The following is a 22,796-nucleotide window of genomic DNA, read 5'->3' as shown; positions in this document are numbered from 1 at the left end:
CAAATTCTCCCATCTTACGCCATCCCCTTTTCTAAATACTCAGCAATCCCTTCGAGTCGCAGGAAATATACGCGACCATATGCGTCGCCCGCTACGATTGTGACTCCATCGGGTACAATAGCGCAAGAGACAATCGGGCATTGAGCCGAGATCCGTGTAAAAGAGTGCAACATAAACCGTCAAAACCTTATCCAACTTGGATTTTAACTTTATAAGAACTGGCGCAAAAAGGGCAGAAGCGATCAGGGCAGGGCGGCTATGAATGTGCGATTGCCCAAAACAAAACCCCGACAGGATGCCGGGGGATTCAAATCGGGGTAATTGATAATTGGTAATTGGTAATTGGCAATAGGATTGCCCCAATTAACCCCAGTGTAGCGGCTCTGGTTGTGGGGGCGATCGGTAGAATTGACAAGTGACAGTGACGACACCTTCGTATTAAAAACCCTCTGGCTGGATACCAAAGAGTTTACTTTTCAAATCACTGATAACACAGTAGCGCTTGGTTTGGTTGGTGGGCGATGTGAGCGTTTACGATGTTTAGGGGCATCTAGTTCGTGCTGTCCGGCTCTTTCTCGCTTGGATCATAAGCCCCCTCAAAATTGCAGTAATTGCACCCCCAGCCTTCGCATTTCGGGCATACAGCAAGCGGAAAACCTTCGGCTTCAAATAGCTCGATAGCATCCTCTACTTCCTTCTTCAAATCGCTGCCTTTGGTGTAGGTTTTCCGCACCATTACTAGGATTATTGATTTTGTTTGTGGTAAGAATCTATCAGGTACGTGTGCCAAAATTCGGTGTTGGAATGGTCTCATTTTTCCTTCGAGTAGTTTTTCGTTCGCTTCAATTAAATCACTTTAATAAAGTAGCGTTCGCTGTTCATTGCTTAACCTTTGCAACTGTTGGGGAGGCTGCCAGCGATCGCCAAAGCTTTGCCGAAGTTCGGAAAGGGTGATCGGGCTTGGCAAGAGTTCGGCGGCATCAACCCAAACACCAATACCCAATTCTTGATTGGCATAGTAAACGTCAAGTTGAGCCCGCGATACCTTAGCCAGTTTGCCTTGTTGCGACGCCCGCCAAAGTCGATCGACAGTCAGCAATTCGCGCTTCACCACTTTGACTGTGCCAATCGCCTTTCCCTCTGGCAAGGTTGCGTAAACTACGATCGTGTCTCCAGGTTGGAGGGACGCTCCAAAGCTTCCTTTTCTGAGTTCGATCGCCTTTGGATTGTGGGAGAGGAAGAAGGCAGAGGCCCACGTCGGACGGACTGAAATTAAGTAAGTATTCATTGCTCTTCCCCTCGGCATTCACACTGAGCACGAGCGCCAAGATGATTGAATCTATATATGCGTTGGCAGCATTTGCACACTTCATTATCGAAAGCTACCGACGCAGGAGCTACCACGAGCCAAGCACCGGGATATTCAATAATCTTTGATTCTGGCTCCTCTTTTTTATTGCTCGATACAAAGCCAAAATTCGCAGATTGGCTGTGGTTTTTCATTATCCAATTCGAGATGTGAATTTGCTCGCCTTTCTTTAATTTCATGTTTGATCGCTCTCTTGTTAGTTGTGCGCTAATGAGTTGGGGCGGGTTAGTTTCTGTCGTCGTTGTTCCAGCCGTCTTCTTCCAGGATGATGTTTCCCCGTCTCACAAACTCAGCAAAAATTGCGTCATAAATTGGGTCAAGAATAAAGTCCGGCACGAGCCGCAATAACTTACTGAGCATCGTTGCTACTCCTTAGAAACTCTTGAATTTTTGGTAACTGCGAAATTTTCCCATCATCGTAATTCTCAATCAGCCATCTGAGCAGCGTTTTCCCGTGCTGTGTATAGCTGCGTGTTGGGTGGTTGTTTTTCTCGCCACATTTCAAAATTGACCTAATAATGTCTCTGGGTTTTTGCCCTTGCCGAGCAGCCTCTGACACTGACTGAAATAGCTGTTCAGGAGCCACATTAGGGTACATCTGACCAAAGGCTCTGACAGTCCAAATAAAGCCTGACACCTTATCTGACAGGGGTTTTGAGTCGTCTGACTGAATTCCATTGCTGTCAGATGGCGAGCTGTCAGCCTGACTGTCAGATAGCTTTTTGTCCCCCAAATCAAACTCCATTTTGTAGACGCGGTTAAAGTAATCGCTTGTGGATTCTGTGGAGTTGTTGTTGCTAAAAACCTCATTAAATGGCGGTTGGTTAATTTCAATTTGTGGCATCAGACCTAGCTCTGGATTGCCAATTGTAGAGAGAATTATTGGGGTTTGTTCAGTCATTGAGATAGGAATTAATTGGCTTAAATCTAAAGTCAGTCTATCTCTATCGCTTTTACCCGCAAAGACTTTCTGGTTGTTCAGCATTTGCTCAATCACCCCATAAGACCCCTGCTGCTCGCCGTTGGCTTTAGTCCTCACCAAACCTTGCGCTATAAGCGCCAAGTTGAGGCGAATATTCGAGTCAGCAACGCCACTGGATGCGAGGTTAAATGTTTGGGTACAGATGAAGTACCCAACGTTATACTGACCCCCAACTGTAGCAATGCTTCCTAGTTTGGAAGCCTTATCTTCCCATAGCTGTGCATTGCGTTTTTGGACTAAGCACTGGTGCGTCGCAAACCAATCCTCAAGTATTAATTTGATTGGATGATTCCGGTAGGTTTCCTCGGTTGCTGGCTTTGATTTCCGGGCTTGTAGTTTCTCATAGACCACATCCAGGAACCTCATTGATTCCTCTGGAAATGCCGGGTCGAATATCATAATTCGACTTCTCGGAACTCCGGGGAAATCTTCATATTTCTGGGCAATCACGTAGATTTCCCCTTGTGGAAACTGCGTATTTACTTCTCCTAACCACTTGTGCAAAGTGTGAGTTTTTCCACAGCGAGTCGGGCCAGCCAGAAAGATTGAGGTATTGATGGCTACCAAAGAATTTAAGATTTTATTGGCTATTTGTCGAGCTATCTGAAGGTTAGAATTCGGCTCAATTGCTGACGCTGAACCAGTTTCTACTTTGTCGCCAGGGTAACTAATGCTGTCGAGTGTTTGTGTCCCAGTCAGCAGGAAAGGAGTTTTCTGTTTCCGCAAAAAGTCTATATATTCTCGCTTTTTGTCCTCTGGCAAACCTGCAACTTCTGCCTCAAAGACGGCTTCCTCAGCATCCAGTTGAGCAATTCTGATATCGGCTTCACCCAAAACTTCACACTGTTTCAAAACCACGGCACAGTCATTCGCGACGGCTTCCAACTCACCCTGTAAGCGAACTTCTCCGACGGCCATAGTGCGATAATCTTCCAGCAATTCGGTACGAGCAGCCAGTTGACCTTTTGCCAAGTCGCGCTTCTCTGCGATGGCTTCATAGTTTGCAAGCTGGCGTTCGGATTCCTGCAAACTTCTTAAACCCACTCCGGCAACACTAAAGCTACCAGCAGCAAGCGCCATCCATAGCGCTTTGTGTGGATTCGTGGCGGGTATTGTGTCCTTGAAAACCACCTCACCGGGGATGCCGTTTGCCTTCCACTGTTCTGCGTGGTACTTGGTCATGATGTAGGGCTTGCCTGCCTTGTCAGCGCATTGCAGTGATTGTTTGTTACGGATACAGACCTGCACCATGTCGCTGGTCGTTCCTCTCAGCGCATTTATGCCCCCATAAACTCCCAGTACAAGCGCTAGAGCCACAGCCGACAACTTACCCGCAATTGGGAAGCTTTCAAATGTCAGAAGCAATGCACGATTAGATTTCAAGAGTTGAGCGTGTTTGCTTGTCAATGGCGACATTATTTGCTCCCTCCTTTAACTTTGAAAATTAAGCAAAAAACGATAGCTACAAGCGCAATTGATGGCAAGTAATCGAAGTAGTTGGGAGTAGGGCTTTTGACTACCTGAAGCTCTTTAATCCCTGTCGCTAGACGCGCTTTTGCATCGCTTGCTTGTTGCGATTCCCCTACTGGTTCGGCAAGGCTAGCAATCATGCCGAGTGTTACGCCACCGCCAACAATTGCGGTAGATAGGCGATGCTGCGATTGCCCAGTAATCTTGGCCGCTAAATAGATTTGATAGAGGCCAATTGCAAACACCGACCCGCCTGCGACTTGCATGGTATGGAAGCCGAAAACCACTGCTGAACCAATAGCTGTGGGTGCTACGACTTCGCAGAAATTAGCAGCATCCCGGTAGTGGCGTTCGGCATTAGTTTCTTCTGGCTGCGGTTGGTCAATTGTTGGTGCTGTAACTTGCTGATATTGCTGTTGTTGTTGCTGCTGAATGCCCCCTCCCACAAAGGAAAGGGGACTGGCCCCGATGAATTCGTGCATAAGTCCCCTCTCCTTTACCGCTTGTTGAAGTTCATTACGTTCGCAAACCAGCCCCCGAATCCTCTAGGTGTACCCGTTGCCGAGACACCGTTGGAGAGATTGCCCGATCCGATGACAACTGGGATTTTTTCTTGAGTTCCTTTATCTGACCCAACTGTTGCCCGTTTGAGTAGGTTTTGGCGTTTTTCCTTAAGTGTTTCTTGGATGGTTTGCCTTTTTTCTGCAACCTCACCCTTATTTGCTATGGCATCCATCTTATTCTCGTGTTGCCACAGCTCGGCCTGTAAGTCACCCGTGAGCTCGGAAGCAATCTCGGCTAGTCCGTGCTGACGCTTGGTTTCAATCTTCAGCATCGCTGCACGGTCTTTAGCGTCTAGTTGCTCCATCTCCGAGCCGAATTCCGCATTGAGCTTGCGGATTTTAGCGATGGCATTCCCGACTTTGGAGCCGAATTTCTTCCGAATTTCCGTCCAAGTAACCTGTCCATCAGCGATTTTTCCCAGCGCTTCCAGATAGGTTTCCGCATTATCCAAAAACGGCTCCAAAACTAGGGCAAGCTGTTCTGCGTTGGCAGCTTTATCTGCCATCGCTTCAAGCTTCGTGACATCCGACAAGTACGAAAGAATGTCAGCCTCTGTGTCAGCCCAATCTCCCGCTTTTTCGTCAATGTATGGGCTGTGTCCGGCTGCGGGATTGCGTATCGCTATGCTACTGCTGTCGTTACGTCCAAAATCCATAGTACAATCTCCTTAGATAGAACTCTCCCAGCGCAAGCTAGGAGAGGTTTACAGGCCGGCGGGTTACTTGTCCAGAGCGTCCCGTCGGTTTGTCATTTGGTTGAGTCGGTCACTTAGTCGATCGCTCGCAGGATGCCCGATATCGGGCAAAAATTCGCCCCGCCGCCAACTGTCTCCGAGTTCGATCGCCGTTCCAAAATCAAGACCCAGCAATACATATTGGCACTCAGGGAAGTCCATCTCGGAGTCTGGCTCAGCCTCGGCTTGATACTGGTAGCCGATCGCGAAACTATCAACAGCTTGCCGTTGCTCCGGGGTTAGAGTGCGGTCTGGACTGAGATTCTCGAACATATCTAAATGGGATGCCAGCCGATACCGAGAATCGTCGCCATAAACGGGAATGCGATCTATATGGCGCTTGATGTAGTCAGGCTCGATTGTCGGGAAGGTGGGGGCGTCGTCGGTGTCAGTGTCGGTGTCGGTGTCTTCCCAGAAGTCCGAGAGGTCGATCCGGGTTAAATCTTCATCGGTAATCATCTTTTTTCCTCCTGTTTGGTTACACTTCCAGCATCGTTTGAATTCAAATTAATGCTGTTGTTAATCGTGACGTTGCCGTGAATGATTGTCGGCTCTGAAACTCGTTTTGCCCCAGCTTGGTAGCCCGTGTCAAAACCAACTGCGAAGACGAAAGCGCCCCCTACCAGCGCACCTCCAACCATTATCTTGGTTAAGTTTTTGTCGATTTGATCATCATCAAGCATCGTCTAAACCTCCTCAGAATTAACATTGATCGCTTCGCCATCCTTTGACAAATCTTTGCGCTCAGGGGTTGGCGTTGAATGATTGATAACCGTGCCTGCAATGAAATCTCCCTCAATCTTTTCGACGTAATTACCGCCCTGAGTATTGATGACCCGCTTACCGGGTTTGCCATCTTCAAAAACAACGCCGTTGATAATGCGTACCATTTGATTAAAACTCCAATTGTGTAAACGGTTCGGGTGCTGTTGGTGTTTCTGCAATGGGCTGAGCAATTGCTGGTGCAGATGGTAGTGAATTGTCAAGCTGCCAAGTGCTTTTTAGGTGATTGCCGTATCGTGAAAGCAACAGGGTAATTAATGTGGAGTAATCGGCAACGCCAGTCACATCAAGTAGTTCATCAGCGAGTGGTACAAATTTTGTGGGCATGACTGCCCGAATTTGAGCCATATTAATTACCCTCCTTTTGTAAACCGTACAGATTAAAAATTTGGGGTTTTGGCGCAACTTTAAAGCGCCCCTTGGATGCCTCGCACATGGACTGCAAGAGACTGGCAGAACCGCCAATAATTACCAACTCACCCAAACTAGGCAAATACTTCGCCCAATTTGACTTGAGCTTGGTGCGAATATCTAAAATCCAGGCATCGCGGACAGCGACAAACTCCTGAGAGAAATCAATGTCAGTGCTGCCGTATTTGCAATGACCTGCTGCGACTGCATCCATGATTAAGCCAGCATCTGCGGTACTGCCAAGTCGGGGCAAGATTGCGGCCGCTATCCGTTGGGCAACGTAAGACATTCCCGGTAAGACGATATCAGCGTCCCGCAGAAGCGCGCCACCGGGGGCGAATAAGCGGGCGATGGCAGTTCCCCCGCCAATATCAAGAATGCCGTTGGGGTTCTGCGGATAGCGCCACATTTGCCGTCCGAGCGCCAAATCGTAAGCACCACGGCATTCATCAGTAGGAATAATGAGTCTTACTGTTGTAAGACAGTCATGCCCGTTACAAGTGAATTCAATAGTTCCCTCCAACTCCTTGAGCTTTGAGATTGTGACTTGGTTGCGACTGTCGGGAGTAGGAATGATGAGCTTTTCAATCCGCTGCGGGGAATCTGAAGCCAGCGCGGGCAACACCAGAAGGTGCGCCAGTTCTGCCTTGCCTTCCTCAAATGCTGGACGACCGCCCATTAACTGTGCGAGCCTGCCTACTAGGTATCGCTTGCCGTTGAACTCAACCTCGTAGCTGGTGGCATCATGGCCCCCTTCTTCCCAGTCCGCCAACTCTTTAACGTAAGACGGTATTGATCGCACTGTCTGACAGTCGATCCATTTTGTAAAACGATTACCGGGGTCAATTGCCAATTGTGTTCGCACTAAGGCTCTGTGTGGCTGGATTCCGCCATAAGTGGCTGCTTTGTATGAAGTTGTCATGGTTCGGGTCCCTTGTGGGATAAAGTTTTGAGACGCTTTTAGAGCTACTTTCCGGGCAACCTCGCAGGCTGGTACGTTGGGACGTTTTACGCTCGGAACTGGCTTTATTGCGTCTATGCTGCCTATCATATCACATCACATCATGATCGTACATGGTAGGCTTAAAACTGAAGGCAACAGAACATAACAGAACATAGGATGATGGTAGGGAGAATATGGAATATGAATTAATGAGTAGAAAACTAAATGCTGTTATTCCCGATGAAACTTGGGAAGCCTTAGATGAGATAGCTAGCCGAGAAATGCGGACTAAAAGTCAGATGGCAGCAATCCTTTTAGGAGAAGCAATTGCAGAGTATTGGAAGCGCCATTCTCTAAAAAATGTTGAGGGTGATTTGGCTGATTCTGCCGATCGCCCTGCCGACCCTCAACCCGCATCCAAAACAGAACCCGTCCCGCCAACAACCAAGCGACAAGGCAAAAAATAGAAGACTTGAAAGAGCCACAAAATGGGCACACAAGAGCATCAACTATTGAATAAAGAAACAAAATGAACAGTTCCAATGATCGGCTAGACCGAATAGAAGCAATCCTTGCAACCACAGCCATTCAGCAACAGGCAAACACAACCGCCATTGACCGACTGACTGATCGCGTTGACCGGATTGCCATGCAGCAGCAGGCAAACAGCGAGGCGATCGGACGGCTAGAAGTTCAGACCCAAGCGAACACAGTTGCGATAGACCGACTGACCCAACGTTTTGAGGGGTTAGCTTCAGCAATCCAGAGTCATCAAGAAGCGTTGAGGCTGGTTTCTCGACAGCACAACGAATGGCGCGAGCAAATGCGAATCATTCAAACAGAAATCCGCGACCTCTGGCAGTACCTCAACAACCAACTCCGAAACCGAGGCAACGGTGGCGGGCAAAATTGAAGTGATCGCTCTTGGGGAGTTGGGGTTGTGCGGTCAATCGCCCTGCCGACCCGCACTCGCGAGCAATACTCGCACTCGCGAGAAAGTCTAGCGGTGCGGCAAAGAAAATCAAACGCTGATTCTAAGAAACCTTAGAAAACTCTAGGAAAACTTGAAAAATAGTTCGCGAGTACGCGACTCGTAAATTAGTTTTATTAAGAAATCGGTCATAGTGTGTCAGGGGTGCCAAGGGTTGTCAATTACAAGCGAATTAGTATAAAACTTACTAATTCGCTTGTAATTGACAACATTACAAGAAGTTGTCTAGATCGAATGAGTTCGCAAAAACCGTATGCTATACAGCATCTAGGCAACAAGTCCCTAGACTGCCAACACCTCTCAGTGTTCGGGGTGTAAAGTTTGGGTTACACTTGCCATTGTCTATACATTTAGCTACCTATTCCTCTAGCTAGAGCTAGTACGTTAAAAATGATTGAGAAAGTGGTTTGAGCTTTTCGATCGCAACTGTAATTCCTAATGTAAGATGGAGGCAACAACATTTTTTGTGAGGAATTATGACTCGCAGCTCACTAACGAAAATGACTTGCACAATTAGTGACGAATTACTAGCCGAACTAGACGAAGCGTGTTGGCAAAGCCGAGTTAATCGGTCTGAATTCGTGCGGAAGGCTCTGGCAATTTATCTCAAAAACTTTCACGCACAGAGCAACAAAATCAGTTCATCGCACAAAGAAGCGCTCACAGCATAAAAAAAACGCTACACCTTTAGAGAGGGGCAGCGAAACAAAAATAATTCTTACTTTCATACTAACTTATTCTGTCAACCCCAGGTTGCACAGCATAAACAGTCGCCAATCTGTCGTCAAAGCCTCTCTTCTATATGTGTAGCGGGTCAACTTTCTCAGGGAAAACCCCGCTATGGCTACCATTCTACCAAAATCAGACAAGTTTAGTCAAGATTCATTCCCGGATTCGGCAAGTTTAGATAATTTTGGCGAAGATTACGCAGAATATGTGAATCACCGCTGCTACGAGGATGTTGTGGTGCGATCAGGAGTTGCCCCCGAAATCTACGATCTGAACTTCCCCTCTGCGATCGGAACCGCTGTATATGAGCCGATTTTCGCCGATAGTGATAAGACCAACAACAGCGGTATCAGTGTAGAGGCCGCCCGGAATCTTGCTCGGTGTACCGGCGACGCGGGATATTTTTACAAAGGCAAATTTTGGCTCCCTTCCGATCTATGTGGAGCATTGAGGGACGCCAGAAACGGCAGTATCAAATCAAAAGGAATTTTTCGGTCTGCGGGCCCTGCTGCTGGTGGCTGGATAGCGAATGGCCGTTTTCGCCAACTCACAGGCGCGACGATCGCGTTAGATGAAAAAGGCAAAGAGCGTCGGTACCACCAGCCAAAAGGCAAGCCTTTAGAAATATTCTTCCCCGCTGTTACGGGTCGAGTTGGGAGGATGATAGCCGAAAAAGCTGGCTTACCCATGCCAGAATTTCCCGTAATTGGATTGGGCGGGGAATGGATTGGATTTTGGGATTGGGCTGAGAGTAGCGGTTGCCCGATCGTCATCACTGAAGGCGAGAAAAAAGCGGCTTTGTTAATTTCTCGCGGATGGGCGGCGATCGGTCTACCAGGAATTACAACCGGTTATCGAGTAACCGAGCGCGGCGAAACCATAACCAAAAAAGACGGGACGCAATATCAAAGAGCAATTGCCCACGAACTGCACGAAGCGCTCAAACCCTTTGATACCAAAGGACGTATCGTATTTTTTACCTTCGACTACCGTGACGGAAATTGTTTTGAAACCCCAGAATTTAAAGCTGCCAGCACGACATCTCGACTTTTTGCTAACGTTGCCTGCAAAATTGCCTTTCTCCCCGGCCCCCACAAAGGGATTGATGATTTTGCTGTGGCAGGCGGTGATGTAGATGCACTTCTATCGGGAGCTAAAGACTACCAGAAGCTAAGGATTGAAGCCCAATGGCGACGCAATCGGCAATATACTCCCGATCAAGGCATTAACTCGCGCTATTTTCACGCCTCCGCACCAGCCTCCGGCACAATTACGGGCATTTTAAGTGGTTTAGCGACGGGCAAGACTCAATGGCTCAAAGATATCATTGCTAGTAATCCAGAAGGCAGAATCATCGTTTTAGGAAGTCGAAACGGTTTGCTACTACAGACAGCCGAGAAATGTGGGTTTTACCATCTCAACGCCCACAACGGTTATCAGATGTTCAAAGACCCCAACGCCAGACTCTGCCTGTGCTTTGATTCTTTGCTCAAACTTCCTCCTGAGATTTTTGAGGGGGCAACAATAATTCTTGACGAAGCAGAAAGCGTTCTCAGGCATTTATTGATGAGTTCCACCTTGAGGCGCGATCGGGAAGCTATCAAAGAGCGATTTAGTCAGGGGTGCCAGGATGCCGATCGGATTATCTTACTAGACGGGCACCTCACCGACTATACAGTCTCAATGGTCGCGAAAATTGCCGGGAACAAGCGGGTAATCAAGCATTTGAACGAATACAAGGGGAATTGCCCGAAAGTCCGCGTTTTCGAGACTGAGAGCGGGAAACCAACAGCCGCCGAAAAACAGGCTTTTATCAACCTCATAGAAAACTCCGGTTGCCCCGCAATAGCAACTGATTTTTCTGTGCCGGAAGCTGAAGCCCTTGCCATTACTCTCACAGAGAGATTCGGAAAGGGCTTGCTTATTTGTTCCAAAAACTCGACAGACCCCGATCAGGTTGAATTCCAAACTGACCCAGATGCTTGGATTGAGAAAAATAATCCGGCCTGGATTATCTATACCCCAACTCTTGAAAACGGCATTGATATCAGCATTCTCAAATGGTGTACCGACGTGTTCGGTTTATTTTGCGGGGTTTTGGGTGTAAATTCCTTGATTCAGATGCTACGGCGGGTGCGACATCCTCTTAATGGAATCTCTATTTTATGTCCTGGCTTTGGGCTTCAAAACTCCGAGCGCACTTCTTACTATGCCAGTCAAATCAACCTTCAAATTCAATTAAATATTGACATTGAGAAGGGATTATTAGGTGCCGAAGAATATATGGAGGATATCAAGATCCAACTTGAGCGCCAATACTCAGACCCACTTTTTAAAGCTTATTGCCACTTTGAAGCACAGGAGAATCTAGAGAAATCTGAGCTAAGAGAATTTCTCGTGCAAGCTTTAATGGCGGATGGGTACGAAGTCGATCGCCCGTCAATCGGGATTGATAAATCAGGCACCCACCTCAAAAACAAGATTCTCTGTAAGGAAAAAGAGGCGCAGGACATTTTCGAGGCTCCTGACATATCCCTAGAGGAAGCACAGGAAATATCCCGCAGCAACAAAGCAAGCTGGCCCGAAAGATGCCAAGCGGAAAAATGCCGACTTAAGACCCAATTACCGGGGGTTGAGGATACCGAACTTTGGAATTGGCAATTTGTACACCGGGTCAGGTTTGATGACCGATCGCTCCTAACCCAACTTGAAGCCGCGTGGCTATTCAACAACCCAGAAGAGGCTGAACTTTTACAAAAGGGCAAATGGAAGACAGGAAAGCTCGAAAGTTCTCTATCAGACCATAACTCGCGCTGGCTCAAGCTTAAGACTCTTAGCAAGCTTAAGCTTAGGCAATTTTTAGACCCCGATCGCACTTGGTCTGAGGAATCTCCCGAAATCCAGGAGTTTCTGAAATGGGGAAAAAATAAGGATGTTGCAAAAATATTAGGGAATCCCGGCAAGAGCGGCATCAAGTACGTTAACCGACTTTTGAGACTTATCGGCGTGTCGCTAATCAGTCGGCAAACCAGGGGGGAAGGTAAACAACGACTTTATACCTACCACTACCAGCCTGAAGCCACAACAAAGTTAACAAAAAAAGGCCCCATCCGCGTATGCTCCCTACCCGAAAATTGGCACGAACTTTCTGCTCTGACAGCGGTCAGGATGAGCCAGAAAGTCGAAGCTAAAAAGGCTGCGGCAAAAACGACTGAAACTCCCACGCCATATGCTTTAGATGCTGTCATAGATGGTGCTGATTTTATTAATACTAAAATAGAACCATCTATGACAAAAATCACCCCAGAAAATACGACGGCAGGCGAGGTGTCGGCTGAGACGGGGCCACTGACAAGTAAAGTTAGGCTGGGATGGGTTTTGCGTTGGGGGCGGGAATGGGTGCGGGCAAGATTCCTTGCCACCACAGACGGCGCTCAGTTGCGAATGCTGATAGAGCAAGTTGGCGGCTGGACTGAAACGCTGGCATGGCCGCATCAAATCCGCTGGGAGGACGCATCATGCTAGAACCTACCCAACAGTCCAGAGCGCCCGCACAGCAAGATCCCGCCATTCACGCCGAGTGCTTAGGCTTTATCCGCGCCGCAATTGCCACAGCCGATCGCCCAACAGCTCGTCACGTCGCCGGAATCCTCAAAAAAGTCTGCGAAGCTGGCCACGCCGAGCGCACACAAATCTGGCGTGACCTACCGAATCATAGCAAACCCAATACCGCGAACTATTGGCCCCGCCGCCAATTGTGCAGAGTTTTGCACGGCGGATTCTAGAAGCTACTGGCTGGCAGTCTCCCGGTGTAGCGGCGGGTGTTGATTGTGACTTGCAGCAGGCGATCAATCGTGGCGAATTTGATGAGGCGGAATTAGTGGGGGTTGTGGGCGATCGGCACTTCCTAGATTTTCAGGAATTGGTCGCCCGTTGCCCCAAATATTTTAGCGAACTCCCCGCACCGTCGATCAAAGCCTCCACCAAAAAAATTAGCTAATTTTTGTGTGCCCTAAAGTCAGGCACTTGCAGTATAAAATCAGGCGTTTGCAGTACAAAATCAGTGAAAATGCAGGCTTTTGCAGGGACTCCACTCTACCTGTATTTACCCGAAAATATCCTGCAAACGCCTGAATTTTTAGGTCAAATTGCTGCTTTTTTGTGCTGTTCGTGCCTTTGCTTGTTGAGGCTGGTTATAGCTGTTCTTTCTCGGTAGCAAGCAATGTTTTTGTCCGTACAAAACCTGACTTTTACGTGGAGATAAAAAATAATGCACCCTTATGAATGGGGAATCCTAGGTGTCAAGTAGCTTGATTGTTACCCGCTCTTCGACTGTGCCGATTGCTCACATTGCTCCTGCTGTTGTGGCGGCTTTTGTGGCAGTACAGGCATTAATTGCCACAACTTTTCCCATTGTACCTGGGTATCGAGCGAGCGACTTGATCGCCCACGACGGAACTTATACAATCCAAAAGGCGATCGGCTACCCATCTCGCGCCGTAGCTTCAGCTATTGAGGAGGATTTTGCGGAGGCAACCGACGCGGGTCTTTCTTGCATCCACCGATGTTTTGGCGATCGTCGGCGGATGGTGGAATTTGCCCAGTTCAAACAGCTTGTGAGTTCTCCGGCAACAACCGGAAAAGGCATAAAAGCTAACAATTTCTAACAAAAGCTAATAAAGCTGATCGCCCATAGCTTCTGTCAGTGGTTGCCTCTTCCGTTTCAGAATTGAAGAGATAACCAGGGGCGAACACATAATTTTGCATAATTAGGCATAATTTTGCATATTGCTGTTGCTCAAATTTTCGGTGCTGACCACGGAGAAATTGGGACAATCGGCTTATTAGGTAGCTATACAAATGCGTATCTTTAGAAGTATTAAATATAAATAAAACCTACTAATTTAATTAGTAGGCTAGTTTAAATATAACCCAAAATTTAGTTTAAATAAACTCTAATGAGCAAACTTAAAAATCTCTTTCACGAATCCATTGATAGGTGCTTCTTTAAGAGCAAAACCTCCTACAGCAGGGCAGTAAGGTAATATCACAGCAGCAGGAGGGAAAACCGTTGTAGCAACAGTATTAGCAGTAAAACATATAACTACTACAGTACCAAAAGTTACTGCTGATTCGACAGACTTCTTTACAAGAGAATTTGTAAGGAACTCCTCTAAAGCTGGCGAACCTACCTCAAGTACGACACCAGTTTTTCCACCTTCAAAATTCATCAATGGTAGCACTCCTGAGCTGGCGTAAGCAGGCTTTCCCATACCTCCTAAAAGTAAGATTAGAGAAAAGAAAACAGCTATTAAAGGTTTAAACATTGTTTATTTTGCGTAGTGAGAAAAACTTATCTTTTTCTATTCAATCAATTATTTAGTTCAACGTCAACCGAAAATATACTTAAACATCAACTCTTTACATATAGACCCGTGACACAAAAAAGCTAGACCGCCACCACTCCGACCGCTCCGAACCGCTAGACCGTGCCAGCCGTGCCAGCCGTGTCTATGGTGCGATTGTGGCAGTGCCAGCCGTCCTTAATGTGCAATCCCCCAAAACCCCACACACCTCGCTAGATGGTGCATTTTGAACCCTTGCCAGTGCCAGCCGTGCCAGCCGTCAGATCGTCTCGCAGCCGTGCCAGTTTCCCCCAGTCTTTAATTTAAAGAAACTGGCACAGTCGTTAGGTAGGGGGTAGCACAGACTAATTGGCACATCCCCACTAGCGCATCCTTATTAAGTCAGGGATGGTGTCTTCTGATGCACGAGTTCAGTAATGCGATCGCAACAAGTTTCATTACTTGGGCATCTGTCAGTTGCACTTAATCCTGGCTAAAACTGATGATTGCAGTCTCAGTTGCACTTAATCCTGGTTGAAGCACAGTTATAGCTGCAAAAAAGCCTGCCTCACAAAAGTCTTGGGTACAGGTCTGAGCATTTATGATGGCAGGTCACTAAACCTAATCGGTATAGTGCAGCTCTCCTTGTGATCGAGCCCGCGCTCTTTAGACATCTTTGCCATCGCTATCAAGCACAGAAGAGTTTGGAAGGTCTTGTGTCAAGCGTTTAGCCTCTCGCAACCACCCACGAATTGTCGTTGCTGAAATGTTAAATTTTTCTTCAATTTGTGACGCACTTTTACCCTGAGCAAACAATTCCAAACAAGCCTGTTTTACCTCGGGCGGATACTTAGGAGGTCCGGATCTTTTACCCGGCTGTTTTCCTAAATTAGCCTGTTTGATCCAACATCTAAGCATATCTATTGGAATTCCAGTGAGAGTTGCGATTTCCTTACGGGAAGAACCTTGAATATATAGAAATAAACATTCCTTCTTCTGTTCTTGGGAATAGCTGTTGTGGCCTCGGCTGATGCCTGCCTGTCTAATCCACTCATAGAGTAACTCCACAGAAAGTCCTGTAGTCTCCTCAATTTCTTTTGGAGTCAACCCTTCCTGGTAAAGCGCTATATAGGGCTGCCTTTCCGCTTGAGAATAGTCTTTTGATTTCTTAATTAAACCCTTGCTATTCAGCCAATTCCTCAAGACGTCGCGGTTAGTAATTCCAGTAAGGCGTTGAATTTCTGTCAAAGAATATTTTTGACTATCCTGACTATATAGTTCTAAACATTGCTGTAGCAACTCTTCTGAATAAGGTTGTTCAAGTTCCAGCGGTAGTATGCTCAGAAATTTTTGCTTTGGCTCAGACTGAACCTTTTTTTGAATTTCTAACACCAGCTCTATAAAGTATGGACATTTTTGGCATCTAAGCTGGAGTCCTGGATCTGGACAATGACTACAACCTTGCCAAGTTTTAAGAACTTGTGCTTCGGCACTCAGGAATCGGTCTGCGGCCCCTTGAAAAGCTGTGAGGGTTGGTTGAGAAAAATTCATAAATACTTCCTAAGTCTGAAATCCCATCGTTATAGGACTGCTGTATATGGAATCTACCCCTTGTGGGGTAGAGAGGGTATGACCCCTCTACGTTTATACCTCTCCTAAGAATATTCCTTGACGATCTAAATTTTTAGCTCCACTGAAATCACTTTGCCTTCATCTACCTTAACTCTCTCGATCAGCTTTTCATAAACGATGTCGCGCTCATCTTGAGTCAAGGTATACCAGAAGGTAAGTTTTTTTGCTTGAGGATGAGAGATAATTTCCTTTGCGGTAGCTATCACAAAGCTTTCTACTCCTTCGGGGGCACTTTTTTCTTCAATTTGCTTGAGTAATTCAGTTCTGGCTTGCTGAAGTGCAGCAGTCGGCGTAATTTCAAGCAGTTTTCTTAGCCCTTCTAGTTGCTTTTTTAACTTAATTACTTCTGGAGGGCATTGGAAAGAAACTTCCTGTTGCTCGTGTACCGGTTCCCATGACGTGGCTTTGATAAATAATTGACTAACAATGGCTTGCTCAATTTTTTCCAGGCGAATGCAGGAGCGGTTTTGGCAACTAATTCCCGATTGCCTGCACCCATAATATTTATGGTCAGGGCCGGTCTTTGCCACGCATTTATAGCCGCAGCGATCGCAAATAACTAATCCGGTTAGGTAACAAGTCTTACCGGGATTTGCTTGCTTCTTGGCATTGGATTGTAGGATGGCTTGAATTTCGACAAATTCTTCATCACTAATTAACCGATCATTGGGGTGAGTATCAAGGTGTAACTCCCATTCTTCAGGCTTTTTCTTGGTCGCCCTCTTGCTGCTGCTGGATTTATCCGTTTTGCAGTAACTGGTATGACCGCGCAAAATTGGATTGCCTAGCCACTCATCAGCGAAGTTTTGAGCTGCACTCCAAAAAAGTAACTCCGGACTCAAAACCAAGTTAGTATGTCGTTTGCGTTCCACCCCGTACTTTTCATACAAAAAATTCAGAACCTGTCGCGGTTTCCTAGTTTTCAGGAAATAATCAATAGCTTCTCTGGCAATTCCCGCTTTACTAATGCCAGGGATTGGTGTTGAAATGTTGGATAGATCGTACAATTCTAAGTAGTTTTCAGGACGTTCTGCTAACACGCAGACCACAGGTCGTTTATCTAAGAAATATTTATCGACACCTTTATCATCCTTCTCAATGAAATATGCCCAAGGCGCTCTTGTCCAAGCAGTCTTGCTACTACGGCGGTGTTCATGACCGCGCTGGACTCGCTCTCGAAGCTGGCGACGTTCGTGAATTGCAAAGAGAGCCTGTAGGTCAGCGCTGAGTTCGCCAGAGGCGGTGCTGAGATCCACTTCTCCTCCCTGATCCAAAAGTATCAGTTTAACTTTGTGTTGTCTTAGGAGTTCCTTAATCACCGCGTAGGCTGTTTCCTCCCTCATTAATCGATCCCATCGAGTTGCTACAATAGTGGAAATTTCTTCACGTCTAACCGCCTCAATGAGCTTATTAAATTCTTCCCGTTCTGGGTTAGCTCCTGATTCAACGTCCCTACAGACATCATCGACCCCTGCATTTCTTAAACGAGCAATTTGCTGCTTTAAAGCATTGCTGTCTTCCGCTTGTTCGCGGGTTGAGACTCTCGCATATCCAACAACTATTTGCTTCATAATAAGCGCCCTAAACTATGAGCTAATTATAGCAATTATTTGTGCAGGAGTTAATCAACTAACTCCTGCACAAATATAGCCGGGGTATTTAGTTATTTACTTAGTTTTACTTGATATTATAAAACTGCCCGACCCTGGCTAACTCCTTATAGGTTGGGCTTCTTGCTGTCTTAGCTAAAGCATGAACTTGAGCTAATTTGGTATTCATCATCATTTATAGTGTTCTAGCTACTGCATGAAAGCTGTAGTGTCTATTTTAGTGGGGTTTTTTCGAGATGTGTTACTACTATGTCTTACTGCTTTATAAGACAAAATAAGACCCTTTGTTATTTGTTCTACTAAGGAAGCTTTTTATCTTACTACGAACCTACAGTAAAACGAAGGTAAGAAGTAAGTTAGACAAAATATTGTTATATGGCGTTGCTGATTTACGGTATGAAGGGCTAACTATGCAAGTCATAGAAACCAGTACCCACAAAGCTTCTGGTTTTTAAACTTATTTTTTCATACCGTAAATCAGCAACACCCTTCTTCCGATACTCTGCACGAGGAGTAAAAAAATTAAGTATAATATTACTTGCTATTGAATTCTTTTTGTGTTATATAATCCACCTCGCGCTGGCTCTTCTGTAAGATTACTTAATAAATTCTCCCCTCTTCATCAAAACTTTAATTAAACAGGTATTTATAAAGAAAACTTTATATAAATTTTCTCAAAAAACAGTTATGGTTGCTAAAACCTTCTACAAAACTCCATTCCCACGCGAGGTCAGTGAAAGCCCACTTCATATCAGGACTACCCCGATCTGGTTCTACTTTACTCGCAGCATTACTCCGGCAAAATCCGCGATTTCACGCCGCTATGACCTCCCCAGTCGGGGGTTTAGTAGATCGAATGTTGGAAGCCATGAGCGAAGATAATGAGTTTTCCGTGTTCATTTCCTCTGAACAAAAACGGGCACTGATTATGAGCATCTTTTCAGCCTATTACCACCCGCAAGCTGAAAAAGAAGTGATCTTTGACACCAATCGTCTTTAGTGCAGCAAGTTGCAATTAATTCTGGAACTATTTCCCGAAGCAAAAGTCATCTGCTGCGTCAGAAACATTGCTTGGATTATGGATAGCATTGAGTTACTGATTCGGCGCAATGCCTTTGATGTTTCCAGGTTATTTAATAATCCAGCGGAACGGGCTACAGTTTATAGTCGCACGGAGGCATTAAGTCAAGGTTCCCGTTTAGTGGGTTATGCTTATAACGCTCTGAAAGAAGCATTTTATAGCGAGCAGAGTGGAGTCCTTCTACTGGTAGATTACGATTTATTAACCAAAGGGCCGACTAAAACCATGTCGCTGATTTATCAATTTCTCGGCGAAGAGCCTTTTGAGCATGATTTTGATAATGTTGAATATCAAGAACCGGAATTTGATAATAAACTGAAAACACAAGGATTACATCAAGTGCGTGCTCAAGTCGAGTTTAAACCGAGAAAAACGATTTTACCCCCCGACTTGTTTGAGCGATTTGATGGCTTATCCTTTTGGACAGATTCAACAAATAGTCGTGCTAGTGCGATTGTAGCGAAAACTCAATAAGCCGCAAAACATTAGCCTCTAGATTCCCCCTAACCCCCCTTAAAAAGGGGGAAGAGCGTTCAAAGTCTCCCTTTTTAAGGGAGATGCGAGGGGGATCGAAACTTAGATGTAAACCATAGATATCAAGGATTTCAGTAATTATGAACTCATCTACCGCCCACAAGCAAATTATTTTCGTTGACTCTTCTGTACAGAATTATCAAAACCTGATAGAGGGCGCAGATGCTAACGCCAAAATAGTCATTTTAGATAACAAGCGTAGTGGCATTGAACAAATTACCCAAGCACTAGCTAGTGAAAGAGGCATTGAAGCCGTACACATCCTTTCACACGGCAGCCCAGGTAGTTTAAAACTCGGCACAGACACCCTCAATGACAAAGAGATAAAAACTTTCAGCACTCAGATCAAACAGTGGGGAAATGCCTTAACAGAAAATGGCGATATCCAGCTCTACGGCTGCGATGTAGCAGCAGGAGAAACAGGAATCAAATTTGTAAAAGAACTGAGCGAATTAACTTTAGCCGATGTAGCAGCATCGAATAACATTACAGGCAATGCAGAACTAGGAGGCGACTGGAACTTAGAAGTAAAAACCGGGAAAATTCAGGCTCTCCTGCCATTGGGCCCCCTAGCAATGACCAACTACCAAGGAATCTTAGGCCTAACCTTCATCGACATCAATCCGGGGTTTCCCAATTCATTCCCTGATAACTTCATCAACATCAACAACACTCTCTATTTCAGAGCCCGTCTCGATACCAACGGCCCTGAATTGTGGAAAAGCGATGGCACAGCCTCCGGTACGGTGCTGGTTAAAGACATCTATCCGGGGGCTACCTCTTCAAGCCCTAATAACTTCATCAACTTCAACAACACTCTCTATTTCTCAGCCGAAGACGCTACCAACCGCAATGAATTGTGGAAAAGCGATGGCACAACCTCCGGCACGGTGCTGGTTAAAGACATCAATCCGGGGGCTAACCCTTCAAACCCTGATGAGTTCTTCAACTTCAACAACACTCTCTATTTCTCAGCCGATAACGGTACCAACGGCGATGAATTGTGGAAAAGTGATGGCACAACCTCCGGCACGGTGCTGGTTAAAGACATCAATCCGGGGGGTGGCAGTTCAAGCCCTCGTGACTTCATCAACATCAACAACACTCTCTATTTCCAAGCCACTGACGCTACTAACGGCAGTGAATTGTGGAAAAGTGATGGCACAACCTCCGGCACGGTGCTAGTTAAAGACATCAGTCCGGGGGGTGACAGTTCATACCCTGGTGACTTCATCAACATCAACAACACTCTCTATTTCAGAGCCGAAGACGCTACCAGCAGTGAATTGTGGAAAAGCGATGGCACAACCTCCGGCACGGTGCTAGTTAAAGACATCTATCCGGGGGCTTCCGGTTCATACCCTCAGAACTTCATCAACTTCAACAACACTCTCTATTTCCAAGCCACTGACGCTACTAACGGCAGTGAATTGTGGAAAAGCGATGGCACAACCTCCGGCACGGTGCTGGTTAAAGACATCTATCCGGGAGCTATCCCTTCATACCCTTATAACTTGATCAACCTCAACAATACTCTCTATTTCTCAGCCGATAACGGTACCAACGGCAATGAATTGTGGGGTCTTGTACCCGCCACCATCACCAACGTGAGTGCTACCACCCCCGACGGCACATATAGCCTCGGCGCTACTATTAACCTCACCGTCACCTTCTCCGAAGCCGTCACTGTCACTGGCACGCCTCAACTACAACTAGAAACAGGCACAACCGACCAACTTGCCAACTACGTCAGTGGTAGCGACACTAACATCTTGACCTTTGACTACACAGTTCAACCGGGAGATACCAGCCTCGACCTCGAATACTTGACTACCGCCGCCCTCACTCTCAACGGTGGCACGATTAAAGATGCTGCTAGCACCGATGCGACAATCACCTTGCCTGCACCCGCAGCCGCTAACTCTTTGGGTGCAAATAAAGCAATAGTAATTGACACTCTTGCACCCACAGTCACTATAAATCAAGCAGCAGCACAAACAGATCCAACTGCAACTTCACCTATTAACTTTACCGTCACATTTAGCGAATCAGTCGAAGGTTTTGATGCTAGCGATATCGACTCAACTGCAAGTACAGCAACAGGAACATTAACACCAACAATCACAGGTAGTGGTTCTGTTTACAACATTGCCGTCAACGGCCAGGCAGGTAACGGTAATGTAATTGCCAGCATCAAAGCTAACGGCGTTACTGATACAGCAGGCAATAACAATACTGCCAGTACAAGTACAGACAATACCGTTGCTTATAACAACACCTTTCCCACAGTTACATCTATCAACCGCCTTGATCCATCTCCCACTGCTGCGGCTACTGCTACCTACTCCATTAATTTTTCTGAAGATGTTACAGGTGTTGACGTTTCTGACTTTACTTTAGTCCCAAATGGTGTAACTGGCGCATCCATTGGCACTTTAACAACTGTTGATGCTAAGATTTACCAACTGGAAGTTAACACAGGTACGGGCAGCGGTACAATTGGGTTAAATTTAGTTGATGATGACAGCATCAAAAATAGCTTGGGAGTGGAACTAGGCGGTGCAACTGCTGGCAATGGTAATTTAACGGGACAAATTTACGACATTGACAAAACACCACCCACTGGCAGTTTAAATGGTGTTGCTGATGTGACGATAGCGGGAGGAACCAGTCAAACTTTGACTGTCACTTTCAGCGATAATAATGTTCTCGATGTTTCCAGCTTAGATAGTTCTGATGTTTTGATAAATTGGTCAGGCGGCGCTATTCCTGCTACTTTTGTCAGTGTCGATACTAATAGTAATGGTACGCCTCGGACAGCGACTTATTCCTTTGTTCCCCCAGGCGGAAGTTGGGATAATACTGACAATGGAATTTACACAGTTAACTTGCAAGGAAGTGAGGTTAAAGATGGACTTGGCAATCTTGCTGTTGCTGGTAGTTTAGGGACTTTTAACGTTAATGTTGCGGCATCGGTTGCGACAACCGCGCCATCGGGTACAGCGGGTACACCAACGGGCACAGATACACCAACGGACACAGATACACCAACGGGCACAGATACACCAACGGGCACAGATACACCAACGGGCACAGATACACCAACGGGCACAGATACACCAACGGGAACAGATACGCCAACGGGTACAGATACGCCAACGGGTACAGATACGCCAACGGACACAGATACACCAACGGGTACAGATACGCCAACGGGTACAGATACACCAACGGGTACAGATACACCAACGGGAACAGATACACCAACGGGTACAGATACACCAACGGGCACAGATACGCCAACGGGTACAGATACACCAACGGGCACAGATACACCAACGGGCACAGCGGGAATACCAACGGGAACAGATACACCAACGGGAACAGATACACCAACGGGAACAGCGGGAATACCAACGGGAACAGATACACCATCGGGAACAGATACACCATCGGGAACAGATACACCAACGGGAACAGATACACCAACGGGAACAGATACACCAACGGGAACAGATACACCAACGGGAACAGCGGGAATGCCAACGGGAACAGCGGGAATACCAACGGGAACAGATACACCATCGGGAACAGATACACCAACGGGAACAGATACACC

General features: G+C 46.5%; 24 protein-coding genes. 10 read left to right on the top strand and 14 right to left on the bottom strand.

The features are described 5' to 3' along the window. Positions 1-550 precede the first annotated feature (550 nt). The 11 genes from QUA23_RS27765 to QUA23_RS27715 form a co-directional block, all read right to left on the bottom strand. On the bottom strand, positions 551-814 hold the full coding sequence (locus QUA23_RS27765; RefSeq protein ID WP_333078828.1) for a hypothetical protein: 264 nt from the start codon (positions 812-814) through the stop codon (positions 551-553). A gap of 42 nt (positions 815-856) precedes the next feature. Beyond that, the gene (locus QUA23_RS27760) at positions 857-1,288 is read right to left on the bottom strand and encodes a hypothetical protein (protein ID WP_333078827.1); all 432 of its coding nucleotides are present in this window, start codon (positions 1,286-1,288) and stop codon (positions 857-859) included. A 306-nt stretch (positions 1,289-1,594) separates the two neighbouring features. Next, positions 1,595-1,729 carry a hypothetical protein gene (locus tag QUA23_RS27755; RefSeq protein ID WP_333078826.1) on the bottom strand — a complete coding sequence of 45 codons (135 nt, stop codon included), beginning with the start codon at positions 1,727-1,729 and terminating at the stop codon, positions 1,595-1,597. Beyond that, complete coding sequence (locus tag QUA23_RS27750) at positions 1,719-3,767, bottom strand: hypothetical protein (RefSeq protein ID WP_333078825.1); 2,049 nt, start codon at positions 3,765-3,767, stop codon at positions 1,719-1,721. The genes QUA23_RS27755 and QUA23_RS27750 overlap by 11 nt, the downstream gene beginning before the upstream one ends. Beyond that, positions 3,767-4,303, bottom strand: coding sequence for a hypothetical protein (locus QUA23_RS27745; protein ID WP_333078824.1), 537 nt, complete (start codon positions 4,301-4,303; stop codon positions 3,767-3,769). The genes QUA23_RS27750 and QUA23_RS27745 overlap by 1 nt, the downstream gene beginning before the upstream one ends. A 14-nt stretch (positions 4,304-4,317) precedes the next feature. Further along, positions 4,318-5,040, bottom strand: a complete 723-nt coding sequence (locus tag QUA23_RS27740; protein ID WP_333078823.1) for a hypothetical protein — start codon at positions 5,038-5,040, stop codon at positions 4,318-4,320. A 63-nt stretch (positions 5,041-5,103) separates the two neighbouring features. Continuing rightward, positions 5,104-5,577: a hypothetical protein gene (locus tag QUA23_RS27735; protein ID WP_333078822.1), complete on the bottom strand. Its 474-nt coding sequence runs from the start codon at positions 5,575-5,577 to the stop codon at positions 5,104-5,106. Beyond that, complete coding sequence (locus QUA23_RS27730) at positions 5,574-5,801, bottom strand: hypothetical protein (protein WP_333078821.1); 228 nt, start codon at positions 5,799-5,801, stop codon at positions 5,574-5,576. The genes QUA23_RS27735 and QUA23_RS27730 overlap by 4 nt, the downstream gene beginning before the upstream one ends. Positions 5,802-5,804: 3 nt before the next feature. After that, complete coding sequence (locus tag QUA23_RS27725; RefSeq protein WP_333078820.1) at positions 5,805-6,008, bottom strand: hypothetical protein; 204 nt, start codon at positions 6,006-6,008, stop codon at positions 5,805-5,807. A gap of 4 nt (positions 6,009-6,012) precedes the next feature. Then, positions 6,013-6,249 (bottom strand): hypothetical protein, encoded by a 237-nt coding sequence (locus QUA23_RS27720; RefSeq protein WP_333078819.1) that lies wholly within the window; start codon positions 6,247-6,249, stop codon positions 6,013-6,015. A 1-nt stretch (position 6,250) separates the two neighbouring features. After that, positions 6,251-7,234, bottom strand: coding sequence for a ParM/StbA family protein (locus tag QUA23_RS27715; RefSeq protein WP_333078818.1), 984 nt, complete (start codon positions 7,232-7,234; stop codon positions 6,251-6,253). A 230-nt stretch (positions 7,235-7,464) separates the two neighbouring features. Here QUA23_RS27715 and QUA23_RS27710 point away from each other — a divergent pair, with 230 nt between their 5' ends. The 7 genes from QUA23_RS27710 to QUA23_RS27680 all read left to right on the top strand — a co-directional run bounded on the left by QUA23_RS27710 (position 7,465) and on the right by QUA23_RS27680 (position 13,642). Beyond that, entirely contained in the window at positions 7,465-7,722 is a 258-nt protein-coding gene (locus QUA23_RS27710; protein WP_333078817.1) for a ribbon-helix-helix domain-containing protein, read from the top strand. Between the two features lie 62 nt (positions 7,723-7,784). Next, entirely contained in the window at positions 7,785-8,168 is a 384-nt protein-coding gene (locus QUA23_RS27705; RefSeq protein ID WP_333078816.1) for a hypothetical protein, read from the top strand. Positions 8,169-8,722: 554 nt separating this feature from the next. Continuing rightward, positions 8,723-8,917 carry a ribbon-helix-helix domain-containing protein gene (locus QUA23_RS27700; protein WP_333078815.1) on the top strand — a complete coding sequence of 65 codons (195 nt, stop codon included), beginning with the start codon at positions 8,723-8,725 and terminating at the stop codon, positions 8,915-8,917. A gap of 169 nt (positions 8,918-9,086) precedes the next feature. After that, positions 9,087-12,500 carry a plasmid replication protein, CyRepA1 family gene (locus tag QUA23_RS27695; RefSeq protein ID WP_333078814.1) on the top strand — a complete coding sequence of 1,138 codons (3,414 nt, stop codon included), beginning with the start codon at positions 9,087-9,089 and terminating at the stop codon, positions 12,498-12,500. Next, a complete protein-coding gene (locus QUA23_RS27690) occupies positions 12,494-12,760 on the top strand; it encodes a hypothetical protein (RefSeq protein ID WP_333078813.1) in 267 nt (88 codons plus the stop codon). Before QUA23_RS27695 ends, QUA23_RS27690 begins: the two co-directional genes overlap by 7 nt. Beyond that, positions 12,733-12,975, top strand: a complete 243-nt coding sequence (locus tag QUA23_RS27685) for a hypothetical protein (RefSeq protein ID WP_333078812.1) — start codon at positions 12,733-12,735, stop codon at positions 12,973-12,975. The genes QUA23_RS27690 and QUA23_RS27685 overlap by 28 nt, the downstream gene beginning before the upstream one ends. A gap of 298 nt (positions 12,976-13,273) precedes the next feature. After that, entirely contained in the window at positions 13,274-13,642 is a 369-nt protein-coding gene (locus tag QUA23_RS27680) for a hypothetical protein (RefSeq protein ID WP_333078811.1), read from the top strand. A gap of 288 nt (positions 13,643-13,930) precedes the next feature. Here the strand turns inward: QUA23_RS27680 and QUA23_RS27675 are convergent, their stop codons facing one another. From QUA23_RS27675 to QUA23_RS27665, 3 genes are all read right to left on the bottom strand, one after another. After that, positions 13,931-14,302, bottom strand: a complete 372-nt coding sequence (locus QUA23_RS27675; RefSeq protein ID WP_333078810.1) for a hypothetical protein — start codon at positions 14,300-14,302, stop codon at positions 13,931-13,933. 684 nt (positions 14,303-14,986) lie between these two features. Beyond that, positions 14,987-15,871 carry a hypothetical protein gene (locus tag QUA23_RS27670; RefSeq protein WP_333110619.1) on the bottom strand — a complete coding sequence of 295 codons (885 nt, stop codon included), beginning with the start codon at positions 15,869-15,871 and terminating at the stop codon, positions 14,987-14,989. Positions 15,872-15,996: 125 nt separating this feature from the next. Further along, positions 15,997-17,523, bottom strand: coding sequence for a recombinase family protein (locus QUA23_RS27665; RefSeq protein WP_333078807.1), 1,527 nt, complete (start codon positions 17,521-17,523; stop codon positions 15,997-15,999). Between the two features lie 772 nt (positions 17,524-18,295). Between QUA23_RS27665 and QUA23_RS27660 the strand changes: the two genes are divergently transcribed. From QUA23_RS27660 to QUA23_RS27650, 3 genes are all read left to right on the top strand, one after another. After that, a complete protein-coding gene (locus QUA23_RS27660) occupies positions 18,296-18,562 on the top strand; it encodes a sulfotransferase (RefSeq protein WP_333078806.1) in 267 nt (88 codons plus the stop codon). 9 nt (positions 18,563-18,571) lie between these two features. Further along, positions 18,572-19,117: a sulfotransferase gene (locus QUA23_RS27655; protein WP_333078805.1), complete on the top strand. Its 546-nt coding sequence runs from the start codon at positions 18,572-18,574 to the stop codon at positions 19,115-19,117. A 140-nt stretch (positions 19,118-19,257) separates the two neighbouring features. Then, positions 19,258-22,796 (top strand): ELWxxDGT repeat protein (locus QUA23_RS27650; protein ID WP_333110618.1); only part of this gene is annotated, 3,539 nt, incomplete at its 3' end.

It is taken from the genome of Microcoleus sp. Pol1C5 (assembly GCF_036701115.1).
Classification (GTDB): Bacteria; Cyanobacteriota; Cyanobacteriia; order Cyanobacteriales; family Microcoleaceae; genus Microcoleus.
Note: the sequence above shows the minus strand (reverse complement) of the source record. Positions and strands in the feature narration are given on the sequence as shown.

Coding starts and splice junctions, on each gene's coding strand:
- QUA23_RS27720 (WP_333078819.1), bottom strand. CDS start 6,249: ATGGCTCAAATTCGGGCAGTCATGCCCACAAAATTTGTACCACTCGCT.
- QUA23_RS27730 (WP_333078821.1), bottom strand. CDS start 5,801: ATGCTTGATGATGATCAAATCGACAAAAACTTAACCAAGATAATGGTT.
- QUA23_RS27725 (WP_333078820.1), bottom strand. CDS start 6,008: ATGGTACGCATTATCAACGGCGTTGTTTTTGAAGATGGCAAACCCGGT.
- QUA23_RS27695 (WP_333078814.1), top strand. CDS start 9,087: ATGGCTACCATTCTACCAAAATCAGACAAGTTTAGTCAAGATTCATTC.
- QUA23_RS27745 (WP_333078824.1), bottom strand. CDS start 4,303: ATGCACGAATTCATCGGGGCCAGTCCCCTTTCCTTTGTGGGAGGGGGC.
- QUA23_RS27665 (WP_333078807.1), bottom strand. CDS start 17,523: ATGAAGCAAATAGTTGTTGGATATGCGAGAGTCTCAACCCGCGAACAA.
- QUA23_RS27750 (WP_333078825.1), bottom strand. CDS start 3,767: ATGTCGCCATTGACAAGCAAACACGCTCAACTCTTGAAATCTAATCGT.
- QUA23_RS27705 (WP_333078816.1), top strand. CDS start 7,785: ATGAACAGTTCCAATGATCGGCTAGACCGAATAGAAGCAATCCTTGCA.
- QUA23_RS27755 (WP_333078826.1), bottom strand. CDS start 1,729: ATGCTCAGTAAGTTATTGCGGCTCGTGCCGGACTTTATTCTTGACCCA.
- QUA23_RS27740 (WP_333078823.1), bottom strand. CDS start 5,040: ATGGATTTTGGACGTAACGACAGCAGTAGCATAGCGATACGCAATCCC.
- QUA23_RS27675 (WP_333078810.1), bottom strand. CDS start 14,302: ATGTTTAAACCTTTAATAGCTGTTTTCTTTTCTCTAATCTTACTTTTA.
- QUA23_RS27700 (WP_333078815.1), top strand. CDS start 8,723: ATGACTCGCAGCTCACTAACGAAAATGACTTGCACAATTAGTGACGAA.
- QUA23_RS27690 (WP_333078813.1), top strand. CDS start 12,494: ATGCTAGAACCTACCCAACAGTCCAGAGCGCCCGCACAGCAAGATCCC.
- QUA23_RS27760 (WP_333078827.1), bottom strand. CDS start 1,288: ATGAATACTTACTTAATTTCAGTCCGTCCGACGTGGGCCTCTGCCTTC.
- QUA23_RS27710 (WP_333078817.1), top strand. CDS start 7,465: ATGAGTAGAAAACTAAATGCTGTTATTCCCGATGAAACTTGGGAAGCC.
- QUA23_RS27735 (WP_333078822.1), bottom strand. CDS start 5,577: ATGATTACCGATGAAGATTTAACCCGGATCGACCTCTCGGACTTCTGG.
- QUA23_RS27715 (WP_333078818.1), bottom strand. CDS start 7,234: ATGACAACTTCATACAAAGCAGCCACTTATGGCGGAATCCAGCCACAC.
- QUA23_RS27765 (WP_333078828.1), bottom strand. CDS start 814: ATGAGACCATTCCAACACCGAATTTTGGCACACGTACCTGATAGATTC.
- QUA23_RS27670 (WP_333110619.1), bottom strand. CDS start 15,871: ATGAATTTTTCTCAACCAACCCTCACAGCTTTTCAAGGGGCCGCAGAC.